Annotated in this window: 2 protein-coding genes; one reads left to right on the plus strand and one right to left on the minus strand. The window is 67.1% G+C overall.

Going from position 1 to position 2,434, the window contains the following annotated elements; all coding sequences use genetic code 11:
• The coding region (locus tag JNK68_14600; protein ID MBL8541574.1) for an autotransporter at positions 1-1,287 on the minus strand (1,287 nt) is incomplete at its 3' end.
• A 333-nt stretch (positions 1,288-1,620) separates the two neighbouring features.
• Here JNK68_14600 and JNK68_14605 point away from each other — a divergent pair.
• On the plus strand, positions 1,621-2,434 hold an 814-nt coding region (locus JNK68_14605), incomplete at its 3' end, for a DUF3141 domain-containing protein (protein ID MBL8541575.1).

A 2,434-nucleotide genomic window follows, 5' to 3' on the forward strand; every position in this document is an offset into this window, starting at 1 on the left:
GAACCACACGCCGCGATCGACCGCGTACCAGCTATCGGCATCGACGCGGATGATCGGCGTCGGCGAGTTGACGACGTAGGTGAGCGCGGTGCCCTCGATCGAGCGAAGCTGCGGCTCGCCGTCGATGCTCGGCTCGAAGCGGGCCTCGCCGCGGCGGACGGTGGTCGTCTGCGGCACCGAGTTCGCGATGACCGCTTCCCGCGCCTGCGGCGTGCCCGGCACGGCGGCGCGCAGGGGAGCGAGCGCGTGGTTGTCCGGGATCAGCGCGAGATCGCCGGGCAGCCGATCGGACGGCGCGAAACTCCACGGACCGTTGAGCGTCGGCGCACGGAACCAGCGCCCGGAGATCACCGTGTAGTAGTAATCGCTGCCGGTATCCAGAAGCAGCGGTGCCGACGTGTTCTTCACCCACAAGAGGTGGGTGCCCGCGATCGGCTCCAGTTGCGGCTCGCCTGTCAGCACGAGCAATTCCGCCGGCGTGGTGCTCACGTAGATCACCGGCGCGCCGCCGCGCAGGGTCGGCCGCGCCTCGCCGCCGTCGAGCAGATCGACTTCCCCACTGCCGAAACGGCGCTGCACCTCGTCGAGGCGGGACGTGTCGCCAGTGACGACCTGCCACGGACCGATCGCTTCGCGGGCCATCAGCCAGCCATCGAACGCGCGCAGGTAGTAGCGTTGCGCGCCCGAGTCGCGCAGGAGCAGCACGCGGGTGTTGATGACGCGCTCGAACGGCGTGTTGGGAACGGATCTGAAGACCGGCTGCCCGTCGATCAGCACGAGCAGCGCCGGCGAGTAGCTCACGAAGATGCGCGGCGGGTCGTTGCGTACCGGGATTCGCTCCTGCGCGGCGGCTTGCGATGGATCCAGCTGCTCGCGGCGCACCAGCCAGGTGCCGGCGGCCGCGCGCTGCAGATCGCGGAGATAGCCTTCGCCGCCGTCGGGTGCGGTCGGAAAGTTGAGCCGGTCGATGCGGATGCCCTCGAGCTTGACGAGCCCGGTTCCGCTCTCGATCCAGGTGCGCGCCTGGCCATAGGCGATGCCGTAGCGCGTTCTGTTCTCCTCCGTCACCGCGACGGCTGTACGGAACTTGAGATCGGAGCCGTTCCAGCTCTCCGCCTGCGGCTCGTAGATGCGATAGGTGATCGCGCCATTGGTCATTTCGCGTGGCCACGGCCTGTAATCGGCAGGCAGCACCGCCCCCGGTGCCGCGTCGAGCGCAGCGGCTACTGCGAACGGTGCGAGCAATCCGCAGAGCAGGGTAAAACAGGCCAGCCATCGAGGGCGCATCGCCAGTGAGTCCGTAGCTTTCAGCAAGCTGAATAACGCCATAACTGGGGCAACGGCTGACGGCGAGAAGTTCGCTCGTCGCGGTCATCGTTCACGATCCGGCTTCGCCGGCGCGCACGCTCGGCGGAAATGCATCGCACTGCCCGCATCGTGGCTGTTCCCGCAACGCCCGATGAGGCAGAATGTGTCGGTCGGATTCCAGGGACGCGCGCGCGGTTTCCCCGCGGCGCGTCGAGACCCGTAGAGGTCGCAATCCATGTGGATCCGATCCTTGGTGCACAGGAGAGGAAGATGGCAGAAGAACCGACAAGCTCGACCCCGCTCGCGTCCGCCATGACTGGAGCACTCCCGATACCGCGCCTCGCCTCGGATGCGATGAGCTACTGGGTGGATGCCTGGCAGCGCACCGTGCTGTTCTGGGACATCCTGCGTGCGCGCGGCAATGTTTACCTGGACCGCGAGAGGAAAGCCAAGCCGTCCGTACTCGTCTTCGACTACGAGATCATCGTGGACGCACGCGAGTTCGAGCAGCCGGCAAACTATGCGCTGGCCCGCATCAAGGCGCCGGCGGAATATCCCACCGACCCGACCAGGCGCCCGTTCGTGGTCATCGATCCGCGTGCCGGCCGTGGGGCGGGCAGCGGCGGCTCGAGCACGGACAGCGAAATCGGCGTCGCGCTGCGCGCCGGCCACCCGTGTTATTTCGTGATGTTCTTTCCGGAGCCGCTACCGAACCAGACGGTGGAATCGGTCGCGCGCGCCAAAGCGGTCTTTCTGCAGTACGTAAACAGGTTGCACTCGAAGGCGGAAGGCAAGCCCTTCGTGATCTGCAACTGTGAGGGCGGGTGGGCGCTCATGCTGCTCGCTGCCGCCGCGGCCGATCTCGTCGGCCCCATCCTGCTCACGGACGCGCCCATTTCCTACTGGGCGGACGGCGATGGCGGCGATCCGCTGCGTCCCTCGGGCGGGCTCGTGAGCGGCACCTGGTTCGCCTCGCTGGCGAACGACCTGGCCCGAGGCACGCTCGACGCGACGCAGCTCGCGGCCAACTTCCAGCGTCTCAGTCCAGCGAACACCTACTGGACGAAGCTCTACAACCTGTACGCCAACGTCGACACCGAAGGTCCGCGCTTTCTCGATTTCGAGC

This window comes from Betaproteobacteria bacterium (assembly GCA_016791345.1).
Lineage (GTDB): Bacteria > Pseudomonadota > Gammaproteobacteria > Burkholderiales > JAEUMW01 > JAEUMW01.